Source organism: Agrobacterium sp. fls2-241-TYG-188a (assembly GCF_030209845.1).
In genome coordinates, this window is record NZ_JARVRD010000011.1 from 112,076 (window position 1) to 138,744 (window position 26,669).

The 26,669-nt window shown below is 56.5% G+C and carries 25 protein-coding genes; 14 read left to right on the forward strand and 11 right to left on the reverse strand.

What is annotated here, in order from left to right:
* Window positions 1-6 precede the first annotated feature (6 nt).
* From QRN85_RS23990 to QRN85_RS24005, 4 genes are all read right to left on the reverse strand, one after another.
* A complete protein-coding gene (locus tag QRN85_RS23990) occupies window positions 7-2,307 on the reverse strand; it encodes a xanthine dehydrogenase family protein molybdopterin-binding subunit (RefSeq protein ID WP_112963079.1) in 2,301 nt (766 codons plus the stop codon).
* Window positions 2,304-3,293, reverse strand: coding sequence for an FAD binding domain-containing protein (locus QRN85_RS23995; protein WP_112963080.1), 990 nt, complete (start codon window positions 3,291-3,293; stop codon window positions 2,304-2,306). The genes QRN85_RS23990 and QRN85_RS23995 overlap by 4 nt, the downstream gene beginning before the upstream one ends.
* The gene (locus QRN85_RS24000) at window positions 3,290-3,820 is read right to left on the reverse strand and encodes a 2Fe-2S iron-sulfur cluster-binding protein (protein WP_112963081.1); all 531 of its coding nucleotides are present in this window, start codon (window positions 3,818-3,820) and stop codon (window positions 3,290-3,292) included. Before QRN85_RS24000 ends, QRN85_RS23995 begins: the two co-directional genes overlap by 4 nt.
* 126 nt (window positions 3,821-3,946) lie before the next feature.
* Window positions 3,947-4,855 (reverse strand): XdhC family protein, encoded by a 909-nt coding sequence (locus QRN85_RS24005; RefSeq protein ID WP_284760446.1) that lies wholly within the window; start codon window positions 4,853-4,855, stop codon window positions 3,947-3,949.
* Between the two features lie 316 nt (window positions 4,856-5,171).
* On the opposite strand from QRN85_RS24005, the gene QRN85_RS24010 reads away from it, so the two are divergent.
* Window positions 5,172-5,768, forward strand: a complete 597-nt coding sequence (locus QRN85_RS24010) for a TetR/AcrR family transcriptional regulator (RefSeq protein ID WP_162723417.1) — start codon at window positions 5,172-5,174, stop codon at window positions 5,766-5,768.
* Between the two features lie 105 nt (window positions 5,769-5,873).
* Complete coding sequence (dinB, locus tag QRN85_RS24015; protein WP_502870832.1) at window positions 5,874-6,962, forward strand: DNA polymerase IV; 1,089 nt, start codon at window positions 5,874-5,876, stop codon at window positions 6,960-6,962.
* Between the two features lie 326 nt (window positions 6,963-7,288).
* Here dinB and QRN85_RS24020 read toward each other — a convergent pair whose 3' ends face one another.
* The 3 genes from QRN85_RS24020 to QRN85_RS24030 all read right to left on the reverse strand — a co-directional run bounded on the left by QRN85_RS24020 (window position 7,289) and on the right by QRN85_RS24030 (window position 8,985).
* Window positions 7,289-7,435 (reverse strand): DUF1127 domain-containing protein, encoded by a 147-nt coding sequence (locus QRN85_RS24020; protein WP_082469737.1) that lies wholly within the window; start codon window positions 7,433-7,435, stop codon window positions 7,289-7,291.
* A 172-nt stretch (window positions 7,436-7,607) separates the two neighbouring features.
* Window positions 7,608-8,267, reverse strand: coding sequence for a 3-oxoacid CoA-transferase subunit B (locus QRN85_RS24025; protein WP_112963083.1), 660 nt, complete (start codon window positions 8,265-8,267; stop codon window positions 7,608-7,610).
* A gap of 1 nt (window position 8,268) precedes the next feature.
* Window positions 8,269-8,985: a CoA transferase subunit A gene (locus QRN85_RS24030; protein WP_062588581.1), complete on the reverse strand. Its 717-nt coding sequence runs from the start codon at window positions 8,983-8,985 to the stop codon at window positions 8,269-8,271.
* Window positions 8,986-9,090: 105 nt separating this feature from the next.
* Here QRN85_RS24030 and QRN85_RS24035 point away from each other — a divergent pair, with 105 nt between their 5' ends.
* Window positions 9,091-9,645, forward strand: coding sequence for a helix-turn-helix transcriptional regulator (locus QRN85_RS24035; RefSeq protein WP_062588579.1), 555 nt, complete (start codon window positions 9,091-9,093; stop codon window positions 9,643-9,645).
* Window positions 9,646-9,658: 13 nt separating this feature from the next.
* Here QRN85_RS24035 and QRN85_RS24040 read toward each other — a convergent pair whose 3' ends face one another.
* The gene (locus QRN85_RS24040; protein ID WP_113094106.1) at window positions 9,659-10,864 is read right to left on the reverse strand and encodes a low temperature requirement protein A; all 1,206 of its coding nucleotides are present in this window, start codon (window positions 10,862-10,864) and stop codon (window positions 9,659-9,661) included.
* Between the two features lie 399 nt (window positions 10,865-11,263).
* Here QRN85_RS24040 and QRN85_RS24045 point away from each other — a divergent pair, with 399 nt between their 5' ends.
* Window positions 11,264-12,163, forward strand: coding sequence for a helix-turn-helix domain-containing protein (locus QRN85_RS24045; RefSeq protein ID WP_284760406.1), 900 nt, complete (start codon window positions 11,264-11,266; stop codon window positions 12,161-12,163).
* Window positions 12,164-12,196: 33 nt separating this feature from the next.
* On the opposite strand, the gene QRN85_RS24050 is transcribed toward QRN85_RS24045, so the two are convergent.
* Window positions 12,197-14,332 carry a TonB-dependent siderophore receptor gene (locus QRN85_RS24050; RefSeq protein ID WP_112963086.1) on the reverse strand — a complete coding sequence of 712 codons (2,136 nt, stop codon included), beginning with the start codon at window positions 14,330-14,332 and terminating at the stop codon, window positions 12,197-12,199.
* 228 nt (window positions 14,333-14,560) lie between these two features.
* Here QRN85_RS24050 and QRN85_RS24055 point away from each other — a divergent pair, with 228 nt between their 5' ends.
* The 8 genes from QRN85_RS24055 to queE all read left to right on the forward strand — a co-directional run bounded on the left by QRN85_RS24055 (window position 14,561) and on the right by queE (window position 22,546).
* Window positions 14,561-15,571, forward strand: a complete 1,011-nt coding sequence (locus tag QRN85_RS24055; protein WP_112963141.1) for an iron-siderophore ABC transporter substrate-binding protein — start codon at window positions 14,561-14,563, stop codon at window positions 15,569-15,571.
* A complete protein-coding gene (locus QRN85_RS24060) occupies window positions 15,568-16,611 on the forward strand; it encodes a FecCD family ABC transporter permease (RefSeq protein ID WP_112963087.1) in 1,044 nt (347 codons plus the stop codon). The genes QRN85_RS24055 and QRN85_RS24060 overlap by 4 nt, the downstream gene beginning before the upstream one ends.
* Window positions 16,608-17,648 carry a FecCD family ABC transporter permease gene (locus QRN85_RS24065; RefSeq protein WP_112963088.1) on the forward strand — a complete coding sequence of 347 codons (1,041 nt, stop codon included), beginning with the start codon at window positions 16,608-16,610 and terminating at the stop codon, window positions 17,646-17,648. The genes QRN85_RS24060 and QRN85_RS24065 overlap by 4 nt, the downstream gene beginning before the upstream one ends.
* Window positions 17,645-18,466 (forward strand): ABC transporter ATP-binding protein, encoded by an 822-nt coding sequence (locus tag QRN85_RS24070; RefSeq protein WP_284760407.1) that lies wholly within the window; start codon window positions 17,645-17,647, stop codon window positions 18,464-18,466. The genes QRN85_RS24065 and QRN85_RS24070 overlap by 4 nt, the downstream gene beginning before the upstream one ends.
* Window positions 18,467-18,628: 162 nt before the next feature.
* Window positions 18,629-20,608 (forward strand): phosphatase PAP2 family protein, encoded by a 1,980-nt coding sequence (locus tag QRN85_RS24075; RefSeq protein WP_284760408.1) that lies wholly within the window; start codon window positions 18,629-18,631, stop codon window positions 20,606-20,608.
* 125 nt (window positions 20,609-20,733) lie between these two features.
* Window positions 20,734-21,444 carry a 7-cyano-7-deazaguanine synthase QueC gene (gene queC / locus QRN85_RS24080; protein ID WP_113099728.1) on the forward strand — a complete coding sequence of 237 codons (711 nt, stop codon included), beginning with the start codon at window positions 20,734-20,736 and terminating at the stop codon, window positions 21,442-21,444.
* Entirely contained in the window at window positions 21,444-21,812 is a 369-nt protein-coding gene (gene queD / locus QRN85_RS24085; RefSeq protein ID WP_284760448.1) for a 6-carboxytetrahydropterin synthase QueD, read from the forward strand. Before queC ends, queD begins: the two co-directional genes overlap by 1 nt.
* Window positions 21,809-22,546 (forward strand): 7-carboxy-7-deazaguanine synthase QueE, encoded by a 738-nt coding sequence (gene queE / locus QRN85_RS24090; RefSeq protein ID WP_284760410.1) that lies wholly within the window; start codon window positions 21,809-21,811, stop codon window positions 22,544-22,546. Before queD ends, queE begins: the two co-directional genes overlap by 4 nt.
* 14 nt (window positions 22,547-22,560) lie before the next feature.
* Here the strand turns inward: queE and QRN85_RS24095 are convergent, their stop codons facing one another.
* Together QRN85_RS24095 and QRN85_RS24100 are read right to left on the reverse strand one after the other, a co-directional pair.
* Window positions 22,561-22,794: a sulfurtransferase TusA family protein gene (locus tag QRN85_RS24095; RefSeq protein ID WP_284760411.1), complete on the reverse strand. Its 234-nt coding sequence runs from the start codon at window positions 22,792-22,794 to the stop codon at window positions 22,561-22,563.
* Entirely contained in the window at window positions 22,791-24,083 is a 1,293-nt protein-coding gene (locus tag QRN85_RS24100; protein ID WP_284760412.1) for a L,D-transpeptidase family protein, read from the reverse strand. The genes QRN85_RS24095 and QRN85_RS24100 overlap by 4 nt, the downstream gene beginning before the upstream one ends.
* Before the next feature lie 239 nt (window positions 24,084-24,322).
* On the opposite strand from QRN85_RS24100, the gene QRN85_RS24105 reads away from it, so the two are divergent.
* Both QRN85_RS24105 and QRN85_RS24110 read left to right on the forward strand, forming a co-directional pair.
* Window positions 24,323-25,783: a phospholipase D-like domain-containing protein gene (locus QRN85_RS24105; RefSeq protein WP_284760414.1), complete on the forward strand. Its 1,461-nt coding sequence runs from the start codon at window positions 24,323-24,325 to the stop codon at window positions 25,781-25,783.
* Window positions 25,784-25,856: 73 nt separating this feature from the next.
* Window positions 25,857-26,666 carry an endonuclease/exonuclease/phosphatase family protein gene (locus QRN85_RS24110; RefSeq protein WP_284760415.1) on the forward strand — a complete coding sequence of 270 codons (810 nt, stop codon included), beginning with the start codon at window positions 25,857-25,859 and terminating at the stop codon, window positions 26,664-26,666.
* The last annotated feature ends 3 nt before the right edge of the window (window positions 26,667-26,669 follow it).

Consider the following 26,669-nt stretch of genomic DNA (forward strand, 5'->3'; position numbering starts at 1 on the left):
CGTCTGTCAGAGACCAACAAGCACCTTATCGAGCGTAATCGGAAGATCCCTGATACGGATTCCGGTGGCATTATAGACAGCATTGGCAACTGCTGCGCCGACACCGGTGATCCCGATTTCGCCAATACCGCGTGCACCCATGGGAGCCTGGGGGTCCGGCTTGTTGGTGTAGAGGATCTCGATGCTCGGCACATCCATCTGCACAGGCACATGGTAATCGGCAAGCGACGCGTTTACGACGCGACCGGTGCGTTCATCGAAATTGGTTTCCTCTGTCAATGCCAGGCCCAGCCCCATGATGATCCCACCCTTGAACTGGCTCGTCGCCATTTTCGCGTTCAAGATCTGCCCTGCATCGAAGGAGCCGAGGAACCTCGAGACGCGAACCTCGCCTGTCACCGTACTGACGCGCACTTCGCAGAATTGTGCGCCATAGGAATGCATGGAGAAGGCCCCCATTTCCGCGGGTGCTGGTCCCTCGGCTTCACACACGAGCTCCTCACGACCTGCCCTTCGAAGGATAGAACCGTAGCTTTCGAAGCGATCTCCGTCCTCAATATGGCCGATACCGCCGTCTTTGGGCTCGACTTCCGCAAGCGACAGCCCGGCCAAAGGCGAGTCGTTACCCGCAAGCTTGAGGAGTTCCTCCACGAAGACCTCAGTTGCTGCCACGATGGCACCACCTATCGACGCGGTCTGTGTCGAACCTCCAGCGATAATTCCACGCGGCAGACTGCTATCGCCATATTCGAAAGTCACCTGATCAAGAGAAACTCCCAACCTTGCGGCGATATGCTGGGCCTGTGCGGTCGCGGTTCCCATTCCCATGTCGTGAACGGCGGTGGATACGGTGACGTTGCCGTCAGCGGTCATCCTGAACCGCGCCGCCGCACCGGGGAAACGGTGATAGGGATATGTCGCCGTTGCACAGCCCATTCCGATCAACCACTCACCTTGGCGCCTCTGTTTCGGGGCGCTGTTCCGCAGGTTCCAGCCAAATTTTTCGGCACCCTTCTCATAGGCCTCGATGAGATAGCGCGACGAAAACGGCTTTCCGGTCGTCGGATCCTCATTCGGTTCGATCCGCCGACGCAGTTCGATAGGGTCGAGCTCGAGCTTGACCGCCAGCTCGTCCAGCGCGCATTCAAGAGCGAATGTCCCTACGGATTCGCCCGGTGCCCGCATGAAGGTGTTAACGAGCATATCGAGGTCGGCCACATCCTGCGCGATGTGAAACGTCCTGGATGCGTAAAGGTGGCGTGCCGGAAAGGTAAATTGTTCCGGACAGGCATTATGCAACGTCATGGCCGCCGTGCCGGTGTGGATCAGCGCATCAAGCGTGCCATCTGCGCGCGCACCCAGGGCGACCCGTTGCTCGGTTATGGTTCGTCCGCCGATGATGCGAAAGACCCCTTCGCGTGAAAGCATGATGCGGACGGGCCGCCCGGCCAGCCGGGATGCGGCACAGGCCAGAATTTGATGGTCCCAAAGGCATTTCCCGCCGAATCCACCACCGACATAAGGCGACGTGATATGTACGTCGGAAGTGTCGATGTCGAAAATATCCGCCAGCTGGCCAGCCGTCAGATCGAGCAATTGCGTGGCATCATGAACACGCAGCCGATCACCGTCCCAGAGCACGGTCGCCGCGTGAAGTTCGATGGCGTTGTGATTATGGCGCGGTGTCCTGTAGACGACATCCACCTTGACATCGGCCTGCGCCAGCGCGGTTTGCGCATCGCCAATCTCCAGCATCGGCGGCTGCCCGAGAATATTATCAAGCTTCCTTGGATGTTTCCGGGCTTCTTCGAAGGAGGTGACAGCCGGCAGAAGCGTGTATTCGGCTTTCACAAGTGAGGCCGCATAATCCGCCTGCTCCTGCGTCTGAGCCAGTACCAGCGCGATGGGTTGTCCATTCCAGTGAATCTCATCGTCCTGCATGACGGGGAGATCACTTGAGCCAGCCGCAGTGGCTGAAGACATCATCAGCGATGGTGCCTTCATGCGCGGTGCGTTCTTGTAGGTCATAACCAGCACAACGCCAGGGGCGGCTTCTGCTGCGGCAACGTCCAGTCTGCTGATGCGACCGCGCGCGATGGTGCTGAAAGACAGTGCCGCATAGGCCATGTTGTCATATGGGAATTCCGCGGCGAATTTCGTTTCACCCCGTACCTTCATGGGCCCCTCTATGCGGGAGACGGGCTGACCAAGCGCTCCGTGCTTGCGCAGCATCGGGTCGGCCGTAATCGCTGGCTGCCAACGGCCAGGCTTGCTTGTCTCTGTCTGGATGCGGGTCTCGGCACTCATGCCTTCTCTCCCTTCAATTCTTCTAGAACTGCGACGATGGTTCGTTTGACCAGTTCGATCTTGAACATGTTGTCTCTTAAGCCCACGGCATCCGCGAGTTCGGCCTCTGCGGCTGCGCGGAAGTTCTCGGCGGTGGCTTTTTCGCCCTTCAGCCTGCCCTCGAGCGTCAAAGCCCGCCATGGTTTGTGAGCGACGCCACCAAGCGCCACCCTGACATCTCGCACCGCCCCAGCCTCATCTACGTTAAGCATGGCAGCAACGGACACCAGAGCAAAGGCGTAGCTGGCGCGGTCCCTGACCTTGCGGTAGACAGCGCGTTGGCCAAATGAATGCGAGGGGATTTCGACCGACGTAATCAGTTCATTCGGCTTCAACTCGGTCTCGATATCCGGTCTGTCCCCGGGCAGACGATGAAGGTCACGCAAGGCCATACGGCGTTGGCCCTCTGGTCCATCCAAAATAACTTCCGCATCAAGAGCTGCAAGCGCCACGCACATGTCCGATGGATGCGTGGCCACACAGCTTTGCGATGCACCCAGGATGGCGTGATAGCGATTGAAGCCCTCCAGGGCATCGCAGCCCGCTCCAGGTTCACGCTTGTTGCAGCGTGCGGCGTTGTCATAAAAATACCGGCAACGCGTTCGCTGCAGAATGTTGCCTCCGACGGTCGCGACGTTACGGATTTGCGCACTTGCACCAGCAAGGATGGCGCGCGACAGGAGAGGAAACTGCGCCCGCACGATATCATTGGCGGCAAGGGCGGTGTTTTTGACGCCTGCCCCTATCGACAAACGCCCATCCGGGCCTTGCTCTATCGTAGAAGACAGATGCGAGACGTCCACGAGCGTGTCGGGGTGCTCGATCGTTTCACGCATGAGATCAACGAGATTTGTGCCGCCCCCAAGGTATCTCGTAGAGGCACTGGACTGCTTGAGCGCGATGGCAGAGGCCACATCCGACGCCTGGTGGAAAGAGAAGATATTCATGCCCGGGCCCTCGCTTCGGATGCAGACGAGCTGTCACGCAGGGTTTCGGAAATCGCTTCGACAATGCCGTTATAGGCTCCGCATCGACAGAGATTACCGCTCATCCGCTCACGGATTTCGATATCGCTGAGTTCTACACTCGCCCCGTTCAAATCTTTCGAAACGGAGCTTGGAATATTCCGATCAATCTCACCGGCCATGCCGATGGCCGAGCAGAGCTGGCCGGGTGTGCAGTAACCACATTGAAAACCGTCATGCTCAATGAACGCTTTCTGCAAGGGATGCAGATGGCCATCGCTTGCGAGCCCTTCGACGGTCGTGATGCTTCTACCCTGATATTGAACTGCGAGTGCAAGACAGGAATTGATACGCTCTCCATCGACAAGTACCGTACAGGCACCGCAGGCACCCTGATCGCATCCCTTTTTTGTGCCGGTAAAACCCAGATGGTTTCGCATGAGATCGAGCAGGGAGGTACGGATATCCGCCTCCACTTCGACCGATGCTCCGTTAATCTTGAAATGCATAGGACATCTCCATTATCCGCGCATGGGCGGTGACGTGGCCGTAAGACATGAGTCTCCACGGGGTGATTGAGATCATTCATGAGTTATTGACGCCGACGCCTGCCAGGCGTGCGGCGAGCAGGGATGCTAGCTTGCAGACAGAGCAGCCTGGCGACAGGCTGCGATATCAGCAATTACCGACAGTGCGAGAGATCGGGCATCCCTTGCCTTTCCAAACAAACCGATCGGCGCTTTGACCTTACTGATGACCTCGGGCGCGACGCCGGCATCTCGCAGTCTTTCCGTGCGTTTCTCATGCGTGCGGCTGCTGCCAAGCGCGCCCACATAGAAGGGCGTTTTTGACAGCGCCGCTTCTAGAACCGGCATTTCCAGCTCCAGATCATGCTGCAAAAGCGCGACCGCAGTGTCGTCATCGATCAGGGAGATGTCGAACCCGTCGGGCCCAGCCTGATCCTGTAGAAAAACTTCGTACCCTGCAGCTCTCGCGACACTGGCCGCCATCTCGACTTCGAGGGAGCGACCGGACAGAACGACGCGAACGGCAGGGCGGTAACAGGTGACGAAGGCGTCGTCGCCCCAGCCCGCCTTCTGGTGGGTTTCTCCAACCGACAGACGTTGCCCGCTAGGGCTATAGCTAAGGCGGGCAGCCTTGCGACCTTTGACCATTTCGAGGACTGTACGCAGCGGAGCGGCATCTTTAAGAACATGGATGGCGACCGTGATGCCACCGCCGCAAGGAAGGACGATATCGAAGAAAGGCGATCCTTCACCGAGCATCATGAACCGGTCATGACCGCTGTTGATTGCCTCCAGCGCCTCGGCAGCAACAGCCGCTTCGGTGCAACCGCCAGAGACATAGCCGCAGTAGAGGCCATTGGCGGCAACGGCCATGTGGGCTCCAAGCGGACGTGACGATCCACCGCGGATTTCGACAAGTGTGCACAAAGCCACCTGCCCACCCTCGTTCATTATCTGCGATGCAAAGCCCAAAATAGTGGAAGAATCGTCTGTCGAGAAAGCCTTCTTCGGGACCATGGCCTCGGGAGAGCTCTGATTTGCGCTTGGGCGCGAAGGGAACTCGTTCTCGTCCACGTCGTTATGCAGGATAGTGGTGATGGGTCGTATCATGTTTAGCTCCTGCGTTGCGACGCCAGATAAACGCCCAATCCGTTTGACCTTCGGTTAGTTCCACGTCTTCCGGCATTCCCGGGATGAACTTGTGCTTTGTGCATGACAGCAACCCCAGAACTGAACTATGAATTGGTTGGCGCCCAAATAAACGGAGGCGCCTCCGTTTAACTTAGCGACTTACGTTCATTCGTCAAGTCCTTTCGCATGGAGTAATATTCAAGTGTCGAAGGAGCGATCCCTTTCAGCGCCTTCCGAGTTGCCAAAACGCGCCGACGCCCGGAAAAACCGGGAAAAGTTGATCGAGATCGCGGCATTGGCATTTTCGGAACAGGGCTCTACCGCGTCGCTTGAAGACATAGCGCGCCGAGCAGGCGTCGGTATTGGCACCCTCTACCGGCATTTTCCCACCCGCGAACATCTTGTCGAGATGGTCTACAGGCGCGAACTGGAAATTCTCGCAACGGCTGCAACAGAGCTGCTGGCAAAAAAACGGGCTGATCTGGCGCTCGAAGAGTGGATGCATTGTTTCGTCAGCTACATGGCTGCAAAACGCGGCATGGCGAGCAGCCTGAAACTATTGTTCACATCCAACTCGACACTCTTTACCGAGGGTTCAACCCTGTTGCACCAGACTTTCAACCGTCTGATAACGGCAGCTGTCGAGACCGGCCTGATAAAATCCGACATCATAGCGGATGACGTACTGAATGCGCTTTTTGGAATATATTCCATTCCGGAAGGTCCCGACTGGCGTGACCGCGCGGACAGATTGGTGCGCCTTGTAATGGACGGGCTGCGCGCTCCTTCGACAGCGTGACTGACCTTAAAATAGTGCGCTGCTAACCTGAAGGCTGGTTGGACATATTGCAGAATGCTGCTATGTTCTTCTTTTGTTTCCAGCCGGTATCGCAGTTTGCCAACCATGAGTGACATGGTCACCCACTCCAGTCGAAAGATCATTCACGTTGACATGGATGCGTTTTACGCTTCCGTGGAACAACGTGACAATCCGCAACTGCGTGGCCAGCCTGTTGCAGTCGGCGGATCGGCCGCTAGAGGCGTGGTTGCAGCGGCAAGCTATGAGGCAAGAGCCTTCGGCGTCCATTCCGCGATGCCCTCCGTAACGGCGAAGCGGAAGTGTCCGCACCTCATCTTCGTACCTCCTCGTTTTGAAGTCTACCGTCAGGTTTCGCAGCAAATCCGGGCCATATTCGCGGAATACACGCCCCTCATAGAACCACTATCGCTGGATGAAGCCTATCTGGACGTGACCGAAAACCTCAAGGGAATGGAGATCGCCACTGAGATCGCGACGGAAATTCGCGCCAGGATCAAGTCTGTCACAGGTCTCAACGCGTCGGCCGGGATTTCCTACAATAAGTTCCTGGCTAAGATGGCGAGCGATCTGAACAAACCCAATGGCCAGGCTGTCATTACACCGAAGAACGGCCCGGCTTTTGTGGAGGCTCTGCCGGTCAAGAAATTTCACGGCGTCGGCCCCGCGACCGCCGAACGGATGAAGCGTCATGGAATAGAAACCGGGCATGACCTTAAATCGAAAAGCCTTCAGTTCCTGCAGCAGCATTTTGGGAAGTCCGGACCTTATTTTTACGGTATCGCGCGCGGCATCGATGAGAGACAGGTCAAGGCTGACAGGGTCCGAAAATCGGTAGGGGCGGAAGATACGTTCGCGCAGGATATTGATGCGCTGGACGCTGCCCAAACTGAATTACGTCCTCTTGCTGAGAAAATCTGGCGTTACTGCGAAGCACACGACATCACCGGCAAGACGGTCACGGTCAAGATCAAGTATTCAGACTTCACACAGGCGACACGCAGCAGGACTGTCCCCCAGGGACTATCGAGCATCGAGTTGGTACTCGAGATAGCCGACGCCTTGCTGTCCTCCGTCTATCCCTTCAAGCGTCCCGTACGCCTGCTTGGGGTCACGCTGTCCTCACTCAGTACCGAACAAGCATTTCCCCTGCATCAGCTGGATCTCGGCCTTTGAACCGAAAGCGTCAAAACGAAAAAGCCTGCCGCGGGAGGAGGTGCGGCAGGCTTTCCGAAAAAAACCGAACAACGACTGGGAGGAGGAGTGTCGCTGTTCCGACAGACGACCCTGGGAGGAGGATGGACCGTCTGAATTCGAAGCTTTGCGGGAGGAGGTGCATCGCTTCGATGAGACAAACATATCGTTTTTGACCGCCTAATAAATAGATTTCATTGCAGCGCAGATATGCAAATTTCGCATGACTTCGAATACGGCTGCGAAAAAGAAAGGCGCCCGCGTTGCCGCAGGCGCCGATGTAATCAATTTGTAAAGACAATCAGCGATTAACGGCCGACGGATGCCCTGGCAACGCTGTGAATGTCTGCGCGGCTAATGCCGAGATCCTGCAACTCGCGTGTGCTCATACGGCCCAGTTCGGTTACGGTCTGACGATACTTGCGCCAATTGTTGAAAGAGCGTGCTACGTTCATGATGATCCCCTTTCGTGAGGTATCTTGACGTCAGCTACCAGTCTCGGTCCCAACGTCGTTTCGATGACTGGAATATAAGCCACCTCCAGCTATTCGATAAGACACAAGGTTTCACAACGGCCATGCAACTGGCGCATGGATGATGGAGTCGGCTCGTTAAACGACGAAGATCTCATCCGCGCGCCACGAGTTCTGGTGCAACACCGAACGACGCCTCGGTCTTCGCGCGGATTTCCTCCACAGAAACACCTTCAGCCAATTCGATCAGCGTGAGGCTCGGAGGTCCCTGGCGGGCAACCGTAAAAACGCCGAGATCGGTAATGACGAGATCCGTAACCCGGGCGCCGGTGAGAGGAAGATTGCATTCGCTGAGCAATTTCGGCTCGCCCTTAGCCTCGTGCTCCATCACCACGACGACACGCTTGACGCCGGCGACAAGATCCATTGCGCCGCCCATGCCCTTTACCATCTTGCCCGGGATCATCCAGTTCGCGAGGTCGCCACTCTGCGAGACCTGCATTGCCCCTAGTATCGAAAGATCGATATGCCCGCCCCGCACCATTGCAAAGCTGTCTGCCGAGGAAAAATAACTCGTCTTTGCAAGTTCGGTGATCGTCTGTTTCCCGGCATTGATGAGATCTGGATCTTCTTCTCCTTCAAAAGGAAAAGGGCCCATGCCAAGCATTCCGTTTTCGCTTTGCAGCGTTACTTCCATTCCATCCGGGATGTAGTTGGCGACAAGGGTAGGAATGCCTATTCCAAGGTTGACGTAGAAGCCGTCCTGCAATTCCTTTGCGGCCCGTGCCGCCATCTGTTCTCGTGTCCAGGCCATCCTACACAGCCTCCTTCTGCGATCTGGGTCTTGTGGTGCGCTGCTCTATCCGCTTTGCCGGGTTCGGCACATGCACCAGTCTCTGAACGAAAATGCCGGGGGTATGCACGTGATCCGGGTCAATCTCCCCAAGCGGCACCAGATGCTCGATCTCGGCGACAGTCAGCTTTGCCGCCGTTGCCATCACCGGATTGAAGTTGCGGGCTGTTTTCCGGTAAACGAGATTGCCCTCGCTATCGCCCTTATAGGCATGAACGATTGCCAGATCGGCAAACAGACCGGTTTCCATGATGTAATCGCTGTCGCCGAAACGACGGACTTCCTTGCCTTCGGCAATCAAGGTGCCGACGCCGGTTTTGGTAAAAAAGGCAGGAATACCTGCGCCACCCGCCCGAATTCTTTCGGCCAGCGTTCCCTGCGGGTTGAATTCAAGCTCAAGCGCGCCGGACAGGAATTGTTCAGCGAACAGCTTGTTTTCCCCCACATAGGACGAAATCATTTTCCTGATCTGTCTCGTTTCCAGCAGGACGCCAAGCCCGTAACCGTCAACACCGGCGTTGTTGGATATGACCGTGAGGTCTTTCACGCCGGAAAGACGAACGGCTTCTATCAGGCTTGTGGGAATACCGCACAGGCCGAACCCGCCCGACATTATGGTCATGCCGTCTCGCAAGACGTCCGCCAGCGCCTCCGCTGCGGTCGCTTTCAGCTTTCTCATGTCTCCTCCTTTACCCCCGCACGATTTGGCGGAAGAGCAAAAAAGGTAAGCTTGATTCCGCCGCCCGGTTAGCCGTATTTATACTGCAAATTCGGGGGAGACTTCATGAGGGACGAGGCTCAGGATCAACGTTTTGCGCTGGCGGAGATGCCGGTGCCAATGGTCTATGCCACACATCGCATCATCCGGGATTGCAACGAAGAGTTTGCGCGACTGTTCGGCTATCCCAAGCGTGATCTGATCGATCAGAGCTTCGCTCGGCTTTATCCCAAGCACGCCGACTTCGTGCGGACTGGCGCGATGTGGAAGGTCCATCTCGCCGAAGGACAGGTCTATTACGACGAGCGCATCATGACGGCCAGCGATGGCAGGCGCTTCTGGTGCCAGGTTCATGGCCGAACACGCCATCCGGTCGATCCATTTGCGCAGGCACTCTATTGCTTCCAGCCCCTGTCACGACCCTTCGCACAGGATCGACTGCACCTAACCGATCGCCAACAGCAGATCGTCGCTCTTGTATCTCAAGGCAAGACGAACAGGGCAATCGCCGATGAGCTTGGCCTTTCAACCAGAACCATAGAGTCGCATCGGTCGCGGCTGATAAAGGCATCCGGCGTGAAGAACACAGCAGAACTCATTGCCCACTTCAACACGGAATGATCGCCCCGCCCGATCAAGCGACGGTCGGCGCCTGTTTCCTGAGCGCAAAATACTCCCAGCCTGCAACGAGGAGAAGCACACTGACGGCAGAAATCTGCAGGGCGTAGAGCGGCATCCCCTGAAGCAGAAGAAGCACGCATAGAACGGCGATGCCGACAAAATGCGAAACAGGCCTGATGTAGGACGCGGCAATCTTCACGCCGATATTGCCCGCCAGAAAGAGTATCGGCCCACCCACAATGGCGGACGCCTCCCGCAAGGTCGAATGTTCGTAGCTGTGAGAGAGGCTGAAATCCTCTCCAACTGCTGTCAGAATGATCCCGGCGACGATTGGCAGATGCCCGTAACTGAAAAGGTTCTGAGCAATTTTCTCCGGCTCTTCCGTCTCTTCAACCTTCTCGGAAGCCTTTTCCTGCCCATGATGGAAATAGATCCACCACATCAGAACCGTACTTCCAAAGGCTGAACAGAAAACGACGAAGGTCAGGCTGGAATTCATGTAGTCGGTGGCCGTGCGGCCCGTCGTCAGGATGGTTTCGCCAAGACAGATGATGACGAAAAGTGCACATCGTTCGGCCAGATGCTCGCCTGAAAGGTGAAGTTTCTCATCCTTCCCGGTTTTCAGTCCGGGGAAATAATATTTGGCGATAGGACCAAGATATTCGATACCAATTGCAACGCTCCACAACGCAATTTGCGCTCCCAGACTGCCCGCCAGCCCCCCTGCGATCCAAAAGACACTGGAAACTGCGAGCCACAGCGCCATACGGGCGAATGTCAGCGAGTTTTCGTGGTCGACACCTTTGAAGACATAAAGCGCAAACAGGGAGCGCATGATCTGCATCGTGCTATAGATTACCGCAAAGATGAGGCTTTGGTCCTCAAACGCTTTGGGTAGCGCGATTGCGAGCAGAACGCCCGCGAACATTACCGAAAACAGAAACAGGCGCACCAGCCCTGCCTCTGTATTCAGGAGATTGGTGAGCCAGGTTATCTGAACCCAGAGCCACCAGAGCGCCAGAATCAAAAGCCCTGCTTCGAGAAGGGCCGTCGAGCCGAAATCTTTTGCAAGCGTGTGCGAAAGCTGGATGAGGGCAAAAACGAAAACAAGGTCGAAAAAAAGTTCGGGGAAAGTCGGTTTCCCGGCTTCGGCGTCATCCTGCCGAATAAGACGCCATTTTGGGTTATCCTTACCCGATGCCGCCATATCTTTATTCATACTTTTTGCCTTTTGGATAAGTAGACTGAAATCTAATGTTAAAGCAATTGTTTCGCAGCAAGCTGTCATCGCGCTTCGCATCGCTCAGGCGCTTGGGCCTGCCCCTTCCCTCTCCTGCGCAAAGCTTGAGACAGGCAAAGTGTGGAGCTCCAACAGCGGCACCGTGGGCAACGCGTTTAACAAACAATCTCCGGAAAGCTGACTGTGTGGCCGAACAACCGAAAAGAGATCGGTTTGGTTCCACGCGCCCAAACCGCCAAATACATGGTCCATACTTGCCACAAAACTAAAACATGATTATTGATGTCATAATTTCACGCCGCGCTTTATCGTTTTGGCCAGGTTTCTATTCGAAACTCCTTGGCGGCCCTGCGCGGATCAAACAGCGGAAAGAACACGGTGACCTATCTCCACTCCATGACATCATCAACCGACGGCATCCGGGCGCTGGCACCTGCCCGATGGCGCGGACTTGATGGGCTGGTCAGCGTGTTCTGGGATGCCGAAGGACATGCGGGAGCAACGGGATACTATCTCTCTCCCGATCCGCGCATCGTCATTTTCTTCAATGACGTCTCTTCCCATATCCGCATGACGAATCTCGAAGGCGGCGACAACTTACAATATCGGCCTATGAAGCGGGCCATTTACGTGCCGGCGGGCGTGCCTCTCTGGACAAGCTTCACATCGTTTCATCGCTTCTCGCATCTCGACATTCACCTTCACAGAGACAGGCTGCTGAAATATCTGACGCCGTCACTCGGCGCTTCATTGGCTCTGTCGGCTCTGCGCCGCCCGGTAGAAATCCAAGACGCTGCAGCCATCGAGACCCTGGCGGGTCTGCTGGTGGATGAGGTTTCAAGCCCGTCCAGACACGCTGCTTTCGCGGAAAGTCTGGTCGGCAGCATCGTCACTGGCTTGTTGAACCTCGATATGGACAGTCATGAGCTTGAGCCAGCAAACGCGCGTCTCACGCAGGCGCAAATGAACAGGCTGATCGCTGTCGTCAACGAGCGAGCGGATTATCGCATGAGCGTGGGAGAAATGGCCGAAGCGGTCGGGCTTTCGGAAAGTTGGTTTGCCAATGTCTTCAAGCAGACGACAGGCAAGACACCGCTCCAATGGCAACTTACGAAACGAATAGGGATTGCCCAGGAGATGCTGGAGCAAAGCGATCTCAGCGTGGCCGCCATTGCAGCGCAACTTGGATTTTCAGATCAGGCCCATTTGACCAAGACCTTCCGGCAAGTCGCAGGTGCCACCCCTGCCGCATGGCGTCGAATGCGGCAGGGGAACTGAGCATATCCCCCGCCGCAAAATGCTTCCCGTGATTTACCAGGTTTGGCGAAGCGTCGCCAGAACTGTCCGTCCAGGATTGTAATAGACGCCGCCACTGTCCTGGCTCGCAACATGCTTTTCATCAAACAGGTTGCTGGCGTTGAGTTGCAGCATCGTGTTTTCCTTGATCTTGTAGGTGAATGCCGCATCGAACACGACAGCACTTTCCGATGCAATCGAGTTCTGGAGATTGGTGAAGTACTTGCCTGAGTAGCGGGCCCCAAGACCGAACGTCATGTCGCCGCGGGCGCCTTCTCCCTCCAGAGTATATGTCGCCCAGACGGAAGCCAGGTGCTTGGGAACGCGCATCAAACGGTTTCCGTCATTAGCCCCGCCCGGTTCCTCGATCTTGCTGTCGATATAGCTGTAAGCCGCCACCAGATTGATATTGTTCGTCAGTTCCGCCTTCGCTTCCAGTTCGAAGCCGCGATGACGAACCTTTTCGACAGACGCAGGCAAATAGGTCACGCTGTCATAGACGGTGATATTTCCCTTGGTCAGATCGTAGACAGACGCGGTAATCAGAGCCGGAAACGCCTCCGGCTGGTATTTCACACCAACCTCATACTGCTTGCCGGTGGTAGGCTCTGTGCCGGTACCGGGAGGTGCCGCGGACTCCGCATAGCTTGCATAGGTTGCCCATTCATCCGTCAGCTTGTAGCTCAGGCCAAACCGGGCAGTGAATTCGGAATGGTTGGCAGATCCAGAACTGCTGGTCACAAGGTTACCGCTGCTGTTGGCCGCCAGATTGGTTTCGCTCAGATCGAACCAGTCGTTGCGCATCCCGACACTTGCGGTCAGGCGATCCGAGAACGTCAAATCCTGCTGCAAATAGATGCTTTTGTTATTCTGGTCCGCAAGAGTTCCGGAATTTGGAGCCGTTGAAGCCGGGCCACCGGAAAAGACAGGATTGACCCAGTTTATGGGAGGTGTGCTCGGGTCATACAGGGTATAGGTCTGCGACTTGAACTTGTTGTATTCGATACCGGCAAGCGTGCGGCTTTCGACATTGTCAAAATTCGCTTCGTAGATCAGGTTGGCATCGATAATAAACTGTTCCGACCCCTTGTCGCTTCCGAAGAAGTAACGATTCGCGAGATTGGAGCCGTTCGTCGATGTGCTCGAGAGATAGGCGCTTCCGAACCCATCATCGGACTTGCTATACCGCGCCTTGGATCCAAAGCTCAGACCATTGCCGAAATCATGGTCGAACATCAGGCTGTATGTGTTGCGGTTGGTGTTCTTGAAATAATAGTCGGGCTCACCGAAAAACGCGTCTCTGTCGAAGTCCGTGCCCAGCGGCTGGCCGCCACTGCCAGGCACTCCGTCGCGGTTCAGGTGGTCAAAAACGAAGGACAATTTTGTGACATCCGTCGGGCGCCACGTCAGGCCACCCATGATGAATTTCTCATTGTCTTTCGAATAGTCATATTCCGCGTTTGCATCCTGCAGGCGCCCGGTCAGGCGATAGGACAGCGTGTCGTCTTCGGTAATGTTATCGCCAAAATCCAGTCCGACTTCCTTGTGGGCGTAAGAGCCGCCGGTGACATAGGCTTCACCGAACCGTTCGCTTTTGGGCAGCTTGGTAACGTAGTTGACCGATCCACCTGGCTCCGCCGCGCCGAATGAAGACGAGCTTGCGCCTTTGAGGACCTCAATACGCTCGAAGGCATAGGGTTCTTCACGAATGCCCGCAAAGGTACGGCCAATGGAAAGGCCATCGCGGTATGTGTAGGGCGTAAAGCCTCTGATATCGAAGTAGTCGTAGCGATCATCCGAGCCATAGAAATCGGTCACAACACCCGCCGTGTATTGCACGACCTGCTCGACGCTGGTCGCAGCGCGTTCCTTGATTTCCTTGGCGGTGATGACGGAAACAGACGCGGGTGTCGTTAGCACCTCACCCGGCATTTTTCCGGCACCGGTTGTCTTGCGGGCTACGATCGAATTGTCGTCATCATCGCCGCCGCCACCCTGGACGGTGATCTTTTCGAGTACGGTGGAGCCGCCCTGCGTTGCTGCGTCCTGGGCAACAAGCCGAGAGGGAGAAAATGCGGCGAGAGCCGTGCATCCCAACAAAACAGCCTTGAAATATCGGCTTTTGCGCGCGCCCGTCGTGTCAAATATCATGATCGAAATCCGGAATAGTGTTGCTGACCCTTGGCGGCCAACACATGCGGCTGCCCCTCGTCAGCGCTGATAACTTGAGTGGGATCATCCGGTATTGTAATTTTCTGCGGTTTTGTAAAAAACCACGGAAACTTCATTCCCCTCTACCGGTGCGTCGAACAACAGTCTTGACCTCAAGCTATGAAGCTGAGACTTGAAGTCAACTTTAATATGAAGAAAGTCTGGCTGATGTTGCGACGCCTCCGCGCAATTGCGTCCCTGTTTGGAGCAATCCTGTTTCTGTCTGCCGGAATTCCGGCATGGTCAGCCGACGGCACCGTCTACCCGCTAACGATAAAACATGCTTTTGGAACGACAACGCTTGAGAAAAAGCCGGAGCGCGTTGCCACTGTCTCCTGGGCAAATCATGAAGTTCCGCTCGCTCTGGGGATCGTACCCGTCGGTTTTGCCGCCGCCAATTTCGGCGATGATGACGGCGATGGCCTTCTTCCATGGGTCGCGGAGAAGCTAAAATCGCTTGGTGCCAAGACACCCGTCCTCTTCGATGAGGGTGACGGCATCGATTTTGAAGCGGTGGCCGGAACGCAGCCGGATGTCATCCTTGCAGCATATTCAGGGCTGAGCCAATCGGACTACGATACGCTGAGCCAGATTGCTCCGGTTATCGCCTACCCGGAATCGGCCTGGTCGACAGATTGGCGCGAGATGATCCGCATCAACAGTGCCGGCATGGGAATGGCGGCTGAGGGCGAGGCCTTGATCAAGCATACGGAAGAGGAAATCGCAAACGTGGTTGCCGATGTGCCTCAACTCAAGGGCAAATCGGCTATGTTTGTAACCCATCTCGACAGCGGCAATCTCAGCACGGTCAACTTCTACACGGCCAATGATACACGGGTGAAATTCTTTACCGATCTGGGTCTAGGTTCCCCCAAAAGCGTCAGGGACGCAACGAGGCCCGGCCAGTTTTCGTCCAGCGTCAGTGCTGAACGTGTGGATACATTCGACGATGTCGATATCCTCGTAACCTATGGTGGACAGGCGCTGTTGGACGCGGTCAAGGCAGATCCGCTGCTGTCGCGAATGCCCGCTGTCGAGCATGGCTCGATTGTCATGCTGGGACGAAACCCGTTGGGTACCGCGGCCAACCCCACCCCGCTGTCGATTTCCTGGGTCCTGAAGGATTATGTAAAGCTGCTGGCAGATGCTGTCGCAAAAGCGGATGGAAAGCCGAAATGACTGGCAGCTTTGTCAAGTCGCGCGGGTCGAATGTTGTCTTGAAGCGATCAAACGGCGTCAGGTCGATCTGGCTTGGGGTCCTGGTTTCCGCCCTCGCCATTCAATGCCTTCTCTCCGTCGCCATCGGGACCCGTGATGTCGCATGGGCGGATATCGTCTCGGCCTTGCATGGACAGGTCGAAAACATCGGACAGGCGGCGGTGGCGGTGCGCATTCCGAGGACACTGCTTGCCCTCATCGCAGGTGCGGCATTGGCGCTTTCGGGTGCCATCATGCAGGGTGTAACGCGCAATCCTCTTGCCGACCCGGGGATTCTTGGGGTCAACATGGGAGCATCGCTGGCGGTTGTCATCGGCGTCGCATGGTTCAATATGGCGTCAAGTAACGCCTTCATTTGGACAGCGATTGCAGGCGCGGGTGCTGCCGCGATTTTCGTCTATACCATCGGGTCGCTTGGCCGCGGTGGAGCAACACCTCTTAAGCTCGCGCTTGCTGGTGCTGCGACATCCGTTGCCTTTTCTTCTCTGGTCATTGCGGTCGTTCTGCCTCGCAACGATATCGCGGGCGGTGTTCGTTCATGGCAGATAGGCGGTGTAGGTGGCGCAACCTTCGACCGCATTTCCCATATCCTGCCGTTTCTGGCCGTCGGCTTCCTGATCAGCCTGCTGTCAGCCAGAAAGCTGAATTCACTTGCACTGGGCGATGAACTTGCGGCTGGCCTTGGTGAGCGCGTTGCTGTCGCCCGTGCCGTCTCAGCGCTCGGCGCAATCATGCTCTGTGGTGCAACAACCGCAGTCTGTGGGCCAATCGGCTTTTTGGGACTTGTCGTACCACATCTCTGTCGCCTCCTTGTCGGCGTGGACCATCGCTGGCTGTTGCCATTTTCGGCTTTGGGCGGCGCCTTCCTTTTGCTCACCGCAGATATCGTCGGGCGCATCGTGGCCCGCCCGGGCGAACTGGACGTCGGCATCGTCACCGCCCTCATCGGCGCCCCCTTTTTCATCTGGGTCGTAAGACGCCAGCGCGTGCGTGACCTATGACGGCGCGAACAACAATCACAGGTCTGATCGTCGCACAACGCACGAGACATGCGCGACGACGCGCGGCGGTCATTGCGCTGCTTGTATCGGTGCTCGCCGCCATTTTTTCGCTAACGCTCATTCTCGGCCAGTCCTTCACCCCGCCCACTGACGTCCTCAGGGTTCTATTGGGGGAAAATGTCGCGGGCGCGAGCTTTACGGTCGGCCAGTTGCGGTTGCCGCGGGCCTTGCTTTCCGTCCTTGCTGGATTGAGCTTCGGCATGGGCGGCGTGGCTTTCCAGATCATGCTTCGAAACCCTTTGGCCAGCCCTGACATTATCGGCATCAGTTCCGGGGCAAGTGCTGCAGCGGTCTTTGCAATTGTCGTTCTATCGCTGAAAGGACCGATCGTTTCGGTCTTCGCGGTCGTGGCCGGGCTTGGTGTTGCGCTTACGGTCTACGGCCTTTCCTCTCGCAATGGTGTGGCCGGAACACGCCTCATTCTTGTCGGCATCGGTGTTTCCGCCATGCTGGAAAGTATCATCGCCTATATTCTTTCAACAGCGCCCGCATGGAACCTACAGGAAGCAATGCGCTGGCTGACGGGCAGCGTCAACGGCGCGCAGCTTTCACAGGCTGCTCCGCTCCTGCTCTCACTTGTCATTTTCGGTGGCCTTCTTCTCAGCCGCCAGCGCGATCTGGAGGCCCTGAGGCTGGGGGACGAAATGGCAGCTGCCCTGGGGGTGCGGGTCGGGACAACGCGCGTTCTCGTCATCGTGGCCGCCGTCGGGATGATCGCTTTCGCAACGGCCGTGACAGGACCAATTGCATTCGTTGCCTTTCTTTCGGGCCCCATCGCTGCCCGCATCGTCGGGCCGGGAAACTCGCCGCTCATTCCCGCCGGACTGGTCGGCGCAGTGCTTGTTCTGGCTGGAGACTACGCCGGGCAGTTCCTGCTTTTCAGCCGCTACCCAGTCGGCGTCGTGACCGGGGCGCTCGGCGCACCCTATCTTATTTTCCTGATCATCCGCGCCAATAGATCCGGAGGCTCGCTTTGACTGCCCATTCTCTCAATGCCTGCGGTCTTTCTGCTGGTTACGGCGACACGATCATTCTGGATGGTCTGGATTTTTCCGTCTCGCCCGGGAAGATCACCGTCATCGTCGGTGCCAATGCCTGCGGCAAGTCAACACTTCTGCGTACAATGTCTCGCCTCATGTCACCGCGCAGCGGTCATGTCCTGCTTGACGGAAAATCCATTCACAGCACCTCTCCCCGCAAACTTGCACAGACTTTGGGACTGCTTCCACAATCGCCCGTTGCTCCAGAAGGCATAACCGTGGCTGATCTCGTCAGCCGAGGCCGCCACCCTCACCAAGGGCTTCTGTCTCGCTGGACAAACAAGGATGACGACGCCGTTGCTGCAGCGCTTGAGGCAACGGGGACATTCGATCTGGCGGAACGGTCCGTCGACGAACTCTCCGGCGGGCAGAGGCAACGTGTTTGGATAGCCATGGCCCTTGCCCAGGAAACCGACATCCTGTTGCTCGACGAGCCGACAACGTTTCTGGATATCAATCATCAGGTGGAAGTCCTCGATCTCCTGACCGACCTCAACCAGGCCCGCGCGACGACAATCGTCATGGTTCTGCACGATCTCAATCTCGCCTCGCGCTATGCCGATCAACTCGTTGCAATGGCGAATGGACGTGTGCACAGCATCGGCACACCTGAAGAGGTCCTGACCGAAAACACCGTCCGCGATGTTTTCGGAATAGAAAGCCGTGTCATAGTTGACCCCACCTCCAACCGTCCAATGATGCTGCCGATTGGTCGTCACCGGATGAGCTCCGTGTCGGCCAGCGCAAGGGACTGAAATGGCAGCAGGCGCTCAATGTGAACGCTTCTGCTGTCTGAACCACCGACGCTGTAAACAAGCTGTCACAATTGCTGGGCATTTTGCACGCGGCCGAGCCGTGGCGGATGGAAACATTGATCTGCTCCTCGGCATTGCATTCGATGTTTCAAGGAGGCCATGATGGCCAGTCTTCTCGCTCCCTTCCCGATATTTCGCTCCGCTGTCGTCACATCGGTCACTTTGCTTGGGTTTGTGACCCCGGCCTTGGCTTCCGACCTCGCTTTGCCGTCAGGCGCCGGCTACAGCGTTTCGATACCGTCCCCTTTCGTCAAATATCCGCTGCCCGTTGCTGAGAACTATCGCAACCAGACGGGTAAGAATGCGCAAGGGGAAGCCGTTGATGCCTATAGCGATCAGACCAACCCGGTCATTAACATACTGTCCGGTTTCAACCATATCTGGACTCTTGGCGACGACGCCTGGGCACACGGCGGCGCCAATGGCCACGGCCCGAAGGATTTCAGCAAGGCAACGGTCGTCGATACCGATATATGGGCGGAAAACATGCGCTACGTGCTTTCCGTTACAGGCAAAAATCGCACCGATGCAGCAGCGCTGGATGCCTATCTCAATGACCGCCGCTCTCAAAGTTACAGCGTTATTGAAGGTCTGGGGCCGTTGGCGGGCTGGTACAGAGACGGTGCCGGCGCGACCACTACAATCAACCACACGCTTGGTGACTTCAATGTCAATGACGTCATAACCAGGCGGGAGGACGACAAGGGAACCGAAGCAGGCTCACCAGACTCGCAGTTGCAAAATTTCGTTGCCTTCATGGCCGTGATGCGCGGCCCTGAAGGGACAACATCACCGTCCAAATATTTCTATTCGTCACCCCGTCCATGGCGCATGAATGCGAAGGGTGAGGTAATCGAAACCGGCACCGAAACCATCGGCGACCGCACATTCGAGCGCTACGAAACCGAGCCCGACGTTACCGTTCCGGCGCTGCGGTATGCGCGTGAAAACCGTGGCCGGGCAAAAGATGGTGGCTTCCCAAGCGGGCACACCAATGCTGCTTATCTTGCGGCAATAGCCTACGCCTATGCCGTACCGGAGCGTTTTTCCGAATTGCTGACGAAAGCATCCCAACTGGGAGAAAGCCGCATTGTGGCGGGAATGCATTCGCCGCTCGACGTCATGGGTGGCCGGATCACCGCCACGGCCATTGCTGCGGCCGTCCTGCAGGACCCCAAGGTCGCCGGATTGAAGAAAGCCGCTCACGACGAGGTTCACGCCTATTTCGAGAAGATGCTTCCTGAAGGTCAAAGCTTGCATGATTTTGCTCACAGCGAAACGGTCGCTACAGATCGCTTTGCCGACGAAATCGAGAACAAGGCGAATTTTCGTAAGCGGATGACCTACTCATTCACCCGGAATCCGGCGAAGCCTGATGTCGCCATGATCGTGCCGGAGGGCGCTGAAGTGCTGCTTGAAACCCGCCTTCCCTATCTCGATGCTGCGCAACGACGAGCCGTACTTTTTTCGACCGGAATAGAATCGGGCTACCCGCTGCTTGATGACAGCCATGGCTGGGGCCGCCTCAATCTCGTCGCCGCGGCGGCAGGTTACGGCTCTTTCGATGGCGATGTCTCCGTGGATATGGACGCGTCCGCAGGCGGTTTTCATGCGCGGGATCGCTGGTCGAATGACATTTCAGGCCAAGGCGGCCTGATAAAAAGCGGATCCGGCTCGCTTGAGCTGAGTGGCGCCAATAGCTATTCCGGCGGTACCGAACTGCGTGGCGGCACATTGATTGCCGCATCTCCCAAAGCTCTCGGCGCGGGAAGCGTTCGCGTCTCTGATGGCACGTTGCAGCTTGCGGCATCTGATGCCGTTACCGTATCCGGTAACTACGTCCAGAGCAACGGAAAGCTTTCGCTCGACCCGGCCAAGACCGCATTGCATGTTGCTGGCTCGGCTGACATTGGAAACACCGTGCTTGAGATCGATTTTGCGGGCACCACTCCAGCTGCAGGGACGCGGTTCGATGTGCTCTCCGCAAACCGCATCAACGGCACATTCTCTTCCATCGACAGCAAAGGCGTGAGAATGCGCGCCGTCTATACCGGCAACACCGTTTCCGTCATCGTAGAATAGCCCCCCCTACATCGAAGAGGCACGTCATCATCGACGCGCCTCTTCACAATGGTCCCGAGTTGCTTTAGAAGCCGCACCGTAAATCCGGTCGCAGCCCACCCGGTCAAAACAAGGGATCCTTGATTATGAAGACTATCGTCATCTGCTCCGGCGGATTGGACTCCGTTTCGCTCGCGCACAGAATTGCCGCGGAACATGAACTCGTTGCCCTCGTCTCCTTCGACTATGGCCAGCGTCACAAGAAGGAACTGGACTTCGCGGCTCTTTGCGCCAGCCGTCTCAACGTTCCACACCACATCATCGACATCAGAACAATCGGCGCGCATCTGACGGGATCGGCGCTGACGGATGATGTCGACGTTCCAGATGGGCACTATGCCGAAGAAACCATGCGTTCGACTGTCGTTCCCAACAGAAACGCAATCATGCTGACCATCGCGTTTGGTCTTGCTGCGGCTCAGCAAGCCAAGGCTGTTGCCATTGCCGTGCATGGCGGCGATCATTTCATTTATCCCGATTGCCGCCCCGGCTTCATCGACAGCTTCAACGAGATGCAGCGACACGCGCTGGATGGCTACGCAGACGTCACATTATTTGCCCCTTACGTGACCGTTACCAAGGCGGACATCGTGACAGACGGCGCCCGCTACAGCACGCCTTTTGCCGACACGTGGTCGTGTTACAAGGGCGGCCTGCGGCATTGCGGGCGCTGCGGGACCTGTGTGGAGCGGCGGGAGGCGTTTCATCTTGCCGGCGTCGCCGATCCCACGGATTACGAAGATCCGGATTTCTGGATGGCTGCTACCAGCGGATATGCCGCCCGCGAGGTGCAATGATGTTTCGGATAACCAAGGAATTTCATTTCTCCGCATCCCATCAGCTAAAGGGATTGCCTGCCGATCACCAGTGCGCGCGGCTGCATGGCCACAACTACATCGTTGAGGTCGAACTCTCGGGCGCGGAATTGAACGAGCACGGCTTCGTGCGCGATTATCATGAACTTGCACCGTTGAAGCACTACATCGATGCCAGTTTCGATCACCGCCACCTTAACGATGTGCTGGGCCACGATATGGTCACGGCAGAGCGATTGGCCCAGCATTTCTATGATTGGTGCAAGGAGCGCCTGCCGGAAACGAGCGCCGTCAGGGTCAGCGAAACCGCAAAGACCTGGGCCGAATACCGTCCCGGGCCAAGACAATGAGCGAAATCAGCGACGCCCCTGTTCGGATCAGCGAAATATTCGGCCCGACCATTCAGGGAGAGGGCCTGCTTATCGGTCTGCCCACCGTATTTGTGCGCACCGGTGGGTGTGACTATCGCTGTTCGTGGTGCGATACGCTCCATGCTGTCGATAGCGAATACCGGGGTGACTGGAAACCCATGTCCAGTGATGAAATCTGGGCAGAGGTAACACGGCTGTCGGGCGGCGTGCCACTGACCGTTTCCCTTTCTGGCGGAAACCCGGCAATCCAGCCACTGAGGGGATTGATTGCCAGGGGACATCGTGAAAACTATCGGTTCGCGCTGGAAACCCAAGGCAGCATCGCCAAGGACTGGTTTGCCGAGCTTGATTATCTCGTATTAAGTCCCAAGCCACCGTCCAGTGGGATGGATACGGATTGGGCAGCGCTCAGCAACTGTCTTGAAGCCGCAGGTCATGGCCCCAAAATCGCGCTGAAACTCGTGATATTTGACGATACCGACTACGCCTATGCCAGAAGCGCTTCGGCCCGCTACCCCCATCTTCCTGTCTATCTTCAGCCAGGAAACCACACGCCGCCACCACCGGATGACGATGACGCAATTGTCGACATCGATGGCGTGATGGACCGGATGTTATGGCTGGTGGATAAGGTCAGCGATGATCGCTGGTTTGACGTACGGGTCCTGCCGCAGCTGCACGTGCTGTTGTGGGGCAACAAGCGCGGAGTCTGAAGGCTTTGTCCATTTCAGGATTTGCGGATGCGGAACCTGTGGCCATCATCGGTCGCGACCGCTTCAAGCAATATGTTTCCATCCTCACGGCACATGTGAGGGATATCGATGATGGCGAGCGGATCGCTCGTCTCCACCACAATCTCATCGCCTTCGTTCAGCGCAGATAATTTCTTGCGGCTTTTTAAAACAGGAAGGGGGCATTTCAGCCCCCTTAAATCGTAGAATTTCGCAGCCTTTGGGGTCATTCCTTGGCCCAGAATTTCCAGAACGGCTTTTTCTCGGCATCTTCAGCTGGCTGCTGCGCCGTAAATGCCAACGGATTGACGGCTGGAACCGGCACGCTTTGCGCAGCTGCGACCTGTTGGCCGGAAGCTGAAGGCGCTGCAGATGCCATCATTGTCGATGCTGAAGCACTTGGAGCGGGTTGAGGAGCGGCAATTGTCGGAGCGACTGTGGCGCGTGGATTGGCAGAAGACGCAATGGCCGTCGCTGCTGGAGCGGTCAGCCCCTTGGCAGCCTTCTTCTCCATCAACGCCGCAAATTCCGTTTCCTTCATAAGCTTGCCGGCCTTGAGCGCAGAGCCAGTTGGCGCATAGGCAGGCTCCCGTCCCTTGCGCTTTTCGGCAACCAGTGCTTTGCGTTCAGCCTCGCTCGGATCATACCAGACCATGCCGTCAAGTTTCTTGGCGGCTTTGGTATAGGCCAGATCGTAGGTCTTTTCGTAGCTCGCAAGCGCGCTGGCAAGAGCCGGCGGCGTGCTCATCTTCGGACATGCAGCAGATGCGTTGAACTGTCCGCCTTCCAGCTGCTGGTTGAAGACATATTTCTTCTCGCAAACATTGACCTCAGGCGGACGCTTCGTGACTTCGAAATTGTCGTAGCCGACCTTGAGCATCTTCCAGAATTCAAAATGCTCGCTGTTGCGATGGCGCGCCATGTTTTCCGCGGTCATGCGGAAGGGAAGAGCCTGTAGCTGGACGGTTTTCTGTCCGCCCTTGAAGGCATCGCGGGCAAAGCCGTAAATCTCCAGAACCTGCGCATCGGTCATGGAATAGCAGCCCGATGACGAACAGGCACCGTGAATCATCAGGTTGGTGCCATTGCGACCATTCGCCTGATCATAACGATTGGGGAAGCCAGTGTTTATAGCCAGATAGTAGTTGGAATTCGGGTTGAGATGACCTGGCGTCAGATTGTAAAAACCTTCCGGCGCCTGTCTGTCCCCTTCCTTGATTTTAGGACCGAGCTTTCCAGACCAGGCACAAATGTCATAGGACGCGATTACGTCGAAACGGTTGTCGCGCTTGGCCTTCCATATTTCGAGCTTGCCCTCTTCCTTGAAGATACGGATCAGGATCGGCGCATTGCGATCCATGTTCTTCTTGTCCATCTCCGCCAGAATGGACGCAGACAGGGGGTAGTCGACCTTATTCTTGACATGGGAAACGTCCCGCTCGACGGTCTCGAGCGTTTCGTTACAACCTGCGAGCATCAGGGCAGTGCAGGCAAGAAGCGCAATATGTCTCAAACGCATGGCGTTTCACCGATTTGCAGGATGTCGCACGTTGGTAAGATAATTTCGGTTTGATTACAAGCCCGTAGAGGGGTCAGCGGCCTGGAATTACCAGCGGATAGGGTGAGGTTGATGATCATCTGAGCATGAGTTTCACTGCAAATTCTGTGGCCATCATAGCTTACAAACACTTAACGCATCGCTACCGTAGATCAAAGCTGTCCGCTTGCAGCGCAGGTCAACTGCACTATACTCCTCATATGATTGATCTTTTTACCACCTACTGGCCCCATTTGCTGGCAGCCTTATCGCTTTTCATGGGGGCAAGTGCGGCCATTCACGCGACCATGACGAAGCAGGAAGTTCGTACCGCTCTAGGCTGGGTCGGCGTCATCGTGTTGTCACCCGTCATTGGCGCGGTCATATATGGCATTGCTGGAATCAATCGTATCCGGCGTAGTGCGCTAGGGCAGCAACGGTCTCTGATGCACGGCACGATCATGGATCGGGTAGCTCGTTTCGATGCCGATAGCGCGCTCGTCGCAAAACGCTTCGGCCGCCGTTTCGTCTCCATGAAGAATGTCGGCGACAGGGTCACCCGCAATGCCCTGACGACCGGCAACGAAATCGACGTTCTCCCATCCGGCGACATCGCCTATCGAGAAATGCTCGATGCCATAGACGCCGCCAAACGGTCCATTATTTTGGAGACGTATATTTTCGATCAGGACCGGATTGGTCTTCGTTTCGTAGAAGCACTGTCGCGGGCCCGCGATCGCGGCGTCGAGGTGCGTGTTCTGGTCGATGCCGTGGGAGCCCGCTATTCCGTCCCCAGCATCATGCCAAGCCTTGAGAAGGCAGATGTAAGGGCAGCCGTCTTCAACGGCAACGTCATCATAGGCCTGCGCCTGCCCTATGCGAATTTGAGAACCCACCGCAAGATCCTCGTCGTGGATGGCCGTTTGGCATTTACCGGCGGCATGAATATTCGGGAGGGGTTCACAGCGGAGTTTTCTCCGGAAAATTATTCGCGCGACACGCATTTCAAGGTCAAGGGACCGCTGGTTTTCGATCTCTTTTCGGTCGCCGCAGAGGACTGGCGCTTTGCCACCCGCGAATTGCTGGACGGACCGGTATGGGATGTCACACTTCCCGAAAGCAAACCAGGTTCGCCAGTCGTCGGTCGCGTCGTCGCGTCCGGCCCTGATAACAGTATCGAGACCAGTCACAAGTTGCTGATGGGCGCCTTTTCCATTGCCCGTTCGTCCATTCGCATCATGTCTCCATATTTCCTTCCGGATCGCGAACTGATCTCTGCGCTGACGACGGCAGCAAGACGAGGTGTGCAGGTCGATATCATCGTTCCCGCGAACAATAACCTCAAGCTGGTGGATTACGCGATGACGGCGCAGTTCGATCAGATTTTGAGAAACCAGTGCAGGATCTGGCGCGGCGCCGGCGCGTTTAATCACTCCAAACTTCTCGTCATCGACGAGCGATGGGCTTACGTCGGATCGTCAAATCTCGATCCGCGTTCATTGCGATTGAACTTTGAGGTGGACATCGAAGTTATCGATGACAGGTTTGCTCAGGCGATCTCGGAGCGTATGGCCCAGGCCATGGAAAATGCGAATCCGGTGAAGCTAGAAGATTTACGAGCCCGACCATTTGTTTTGCGGCTTTTCGAACGGGTTCTGTGGTTGGCTTCGCCTTATCTCTAGAAACCAAGAGACGGGGTTGCTGGCCAAATGCACAGGCACGGACATGAAATTATTGATGCGAGATAGGATATTGATGCGCGCGAAGCCCGAAAGCCTCTCCTCCGTTCTGATGACATCTTTTCGAAACCGGAAAAAACGCCAAAGCCAGTCCGACAACAAAAGCGCTGACGCGTCTCCGGTCATTGCATCCTATAACGTCCACAAATGCGTCGGTCGTGATCGAAAGTTCGATCCGGATCGCATCTGCCATGTCATCAAGGAAATCAGCGCCGATATCATAGCCCTTCAGGAAGCTGACAGCCGCTTTGGCGAAAGGACGGGGCTGCTTGACCTGATGCGACTGGAGCGCGAATGTGGACTTACGCCTGTTCCCATTGCAGCGGCCAGCAAGGCCCACGGCTGGCACGGCAATGTCGTGCTCTTTCGCGAGGGTGCCGTGCGCGATGTGCATCCCCTCAAGCTGCCGGGTCTGGAGCCACGCGGCGCTCTTGTTGTGGAACTCGAGCTCAAGCAAGGCGGAACACTTCGCATCATCGCAGCCCACTTCGGTCTTTTGCGACACTCTCGGGCACAACAGGCGAAGGCGCTTCTGGCACTTCTGGGGACGAGAGAAGAGCAGCCGACAATTCTGCTCGGCGATCTGAACGAATGGAGGCTGGGCAGCGGTTCGTCGCTCAATACACTGCGTGATGCCTTCGGCGCGTTACCGCCTGCGGTTCCAAGCTTTCCGTCGGGGATGCCAGTCCTGGCGCTGGACAGAATAATTTCAAACCGCGTCGGCCTTATCGAGAACGTGACAGCACACGACAGTGCACTGTCACGGATTGCGTCGGATCATCTTCCACTGAAAGCGGCAATCCGCACGGATCTGCTAAATCCCTAGAGA